At 40.8% G+C, this 3,170-nt stretch carries 4 protein-coding genes; all 4 read right to left on the reverse strand.

All coding sequences use genetic code 11. From position 1 onward, the window contains the following. Positions 1-14 precede the first annotated feature (14 nt). On the reverse strand, positions 15-293 hold the full coding sequence (locus tag H0X48_06870) for a hypothetical protein (protein ID MBA3955012.1): 279 nt from the start codon (positions 291-293) through the stop codon (positions 15-17). 140 nt (positions 294-433) lie between these two features. Beyond that, positions 434-1,189: an ATP-binding protein gene (locus tag H0X48_06875; GenBank protein ID MBA3955013.1), complete on the reverse strand. Its 756-nt coding sequence runs from the start codon at positions 1,187-1,189 to the stop codon at positions 434-436. After that, positions 1,176-2,708 (reverse strand): IS21 family transposase, encoded by a 1,533-nt coding sequence (locus H0X48_06880; protein ID MBA3955014.1) that lies wholly within the window; start codon positions 2,706-2,708, stop codon positions 1,176-1,178. The genes H0X48_06875 and H0X48_06880 overlap by 14 nt, the downstream gene beginning before the upstream one ends. 39 nt (positions 2,709-2,747) lie before the next feature. Continuing rightward, positions 2,748-3,062 (reverse strand): biotin/lipoyl-binding protein, encoded by a 315-nt coding sequence (locus H0X48_06885; GenBank protein MBA3955015.1) that lies wholly within the window; start codon positions 3,060-3,062, stop codon positions 2,748-2,750. Between the last annotated feature and the right edge of the window lie 108 nt (positions 3,063-3,170).

Below are 3,170 nucleotides of genomic sequence, written 5' to 3' on the forward strand. Positions count from 1 at the left end.
GCTTGGGATTCTGCTTAAATCTTATTTTTGAATTTAAATTCATTCTCAATGAAATCAATTACTTCTAACGGTGTTAGTGTTTTCAAAGTACCGTTAGACCTGTTATCTAATGAATTAATAGCTTTTATTGCATCGTTACAATCATGTTTTTTTTCTAAATAAAATGCCAGGGCGGGAAATGCTGTGCAATTTGAATGACCGATAAGTATAAATTCGTCCTCTTTAGTTAACTTATCCTTTCCAACAAATTTTGCAATCTCATCATCCGTATAAAAATCATCAGGATAATACACTTCTCTTTTAAATTTATATTTATCAGCATCATATTTCGGCGAAGATGAAAAAAATTGTTAAACGTCAATTATCTTTGCCGGTTCGCGACAATTATCTTTGCCGGTTTTCAATAAAAAAATCAGTTACTTTGGCCTCCTGGTTATAGCTTGTTATTTCTCTGTATAGCAGCATTAGCTCTGTAGCTTTCACCCTCTACTTTTATAATTGTTGCATGGTGCACAATCCGGTCGATAGCTGCTACGGCCATAATTTTATCTGGGAACAGGGTATCCCAGTCTCCAAAGGGTTGGTTGGCGGTTATGAGTAAGCTGCCATACTCATAGCGATGTGCAATCAGTTCAAAGAGTACAGAAGTTTCCTGTTCAGTCTTTTTTACATAGCCAATATCATCAAGTATAAGCAATTTAAATTTGGCTAAGCGCTCTAGTGCCTGTTTGAGTTTAAAATCCTTTTTCGCTTGTTGCAGGGTTTGCACCAATAGGGTGGTTGATGAGAAGTACACGCTTATCCCTTGCTCAAGAAGTGCATAAGCAATAGCGGCTGCCAAGTGTGTTTTGCCTACACCTGAAGAACCAAGCAATATGAGGTTCTGCGCCTCTTCAACCCATGAGCAATCTTCAGCCAAGCCTTGAATTTGAGCTTGATTTACAGACTTTGCTTGATGGAATGCGAAAGTTGCCATGGTTTTTCCTGCAGGAAGTTTAGAGTTACGATAGGCTCGGTCCAATCGTTTCTGCTCACGGAACACAAGCTCCAGCTCAAGCAAACTAGCCAGATACTCGCCGTAGCTGGCGTGGTTTTTTTCAGCTAATTGAGTTTGCTCCTGCCAGTTACTACCTATTGCAGGTAATCGTAATTGCTTGAGTAAATAGGGCAGTGTTTCAATGGAGGGCATGAGATGCCTCCTTGTTTACAGGAATTAGTTGATTGTAAGATTCCAGGGTGTGTTGAGTAACATCGACTATAGGACAAGATGATGTTTGTGCAATGCCCCAGTGTTTTTTTAAGTCTGGCAGGGAGAGAGTACCGCCTGCTAGAAGCTCTTGTGTAACTAGCTCACCAAGCGCTGTTTCACAATCAGCTATCGCTGCAAGATGCAAGAGTCCAACCATCAGGCGAGAAGCGTCCCGTGCGGGTAAACGCTCGGTTAGATCTTGCCAAATTTTCCTATACACGGCATTCGGCAATAAGTCATTACGTAGCTGTGACTTAAAAAAGGCCATGGGTTTTTTAACCAGGCTATCAATGACATGATGGTAATCAACGTTTTTTGCTCGTCGTAATCTTCCTTTACCATAAACACGATTTAACTTAGCTACCAGGGTGCCGCCCAAGTAACAACTTAAGCTATCGTGGTACAAATGAACTTGTAAATTTGTACCAATCAAGCGTGATGGGACAGTATAAAGTGAAGTTCGTACCTGGATTGTGCTGGAGCTACTGACCTTGGCGGGCAGCAAGGTATAGTCTGCCGTTTTATAGGTTGGCAGGGGTTGTAGAGCTAATCGTTCTACATCAACTTTTTTTGCATTACGTCGATTATGTTGATTGGTTAGCTGTTCAATCCAGCATTGGTAGGCTTCAAGTGAATTAAAATCATAGGAACCACGTAATAAAAAGGCTTGTTTAATTCGGCGCTTGAGATGTCCGTGAGGTGATTCAATTCCCCCATTCTCATGAGAGACACCTCGATTATTGCGGCTTGGCGTCATGCCATAATGGTTGCAAAAGTCATGATATTGTTTCGTTTGATCGTCCTTATCCTCCGAGGAAAGATTTTTAAACGCTGCAGATAAACTATCGGTGCGATGTTCTTTAGGTGAACCACCAAGACACCATAAAGCGTTTTGCAGCCCTTCTGCCAAGGCAGTATAAGACTCTCCACCGATAACAATCTTTAAGTAGCTCCAGCCAGAATAGATAACACGAAAATGATACAGCAGATGCTTGAGTGATTTACCCTGTATTGTTACTTTGATCTCTTTAAGCTCAGTAAAATCAGACAACCCCATATGACCTGGCACATGCTCTTGTCGGAACATTACCTCGCAGGCAGGTCCCTCTTGATGGCACCAGTTCTTTACACGGCGTTGGAGAGTACGAAGTAATTTATCTGGAAAACTGTCTTCATCATGGGTTGATTGTAAATATTCAAGTAACGTTAATGCCGAAAGAGAAGGGCTTTGCCGCAACATAGGTTCAAGCTCTTTGGTCCAGACTGTCTCAAATGGATCAGTACGGGTGCGCCAGCTACGGGGTTGTTTATGAGGATCTGCGCGACGCCCTTTTTCTATCTCACGTCCACTACGTTCACTCATTCCAGATTTGGCCGCACTGACGACCTGTGTTTTACCTTCTTTTATCGCTTTCATGTATATCTCCAGCTGGTTCGACGTAAGCCATTGTCCAGACATCTAAGCACTCCAAAAGTGTTCAATGTCCTTTAACAATAGCTAGTTAAGACCGGCAGTCCTAATTGTCGTCAACCGGCAAAGATAATTGTCGCCTAATAATGATGAAACATAATTTTTCTTAAATAATTTTTCTAAGGCATGATAATGGACTTCTTTCAGTTGATACTCACGCTTTAAGTTTGTGATACGTTTCTTTAAATTATTAGCTTGCCCAAGCGCGATGCTCTTTTCTTGATGCGAAATAATATATAAAAGATCACCTTTTTTGACAGCCTTACCTTCTTCTACAAAAGCTTTATCAACAATCCCTGAAAATTCAGATTCAACTGAAACAATACCATTTTCCGAGTCCAAATATCCCTTAATAAAATTTCGTTCAGATATTTGTGCAAAATAGAAAAAAAGTATCAACAGAAACAATAGACCTAAGGCACAATAACCAGCAACACGGTAATTAAGGGG

It is taken from the genome of Candidatus Dependentiae bacterium, assembly GCA_013821315.1.
In the GTDB taxonomy this organism is placed as follows: Bacteria; Babelota; Babeliae; order Babelales; family Babelaceae; genus JACDHA01.

Bases quoted from the DNA above. Each gene is read 5' to 3' on its own strand.
- H0X48_06875 (MBA3955013.1), bottom strand. From the start codon at position 1,189: ATGCCCTCCATTGAAACACTGCCCTATTTACTCAAGCAATTACGATTA.
- H0X48_06880 (MBA3955014.1), bottom strand. From the start codon at position 2,708: ATGTCTGGACAATGGCTTACGTCGAACCAGCTGGAGATATACATGAAA.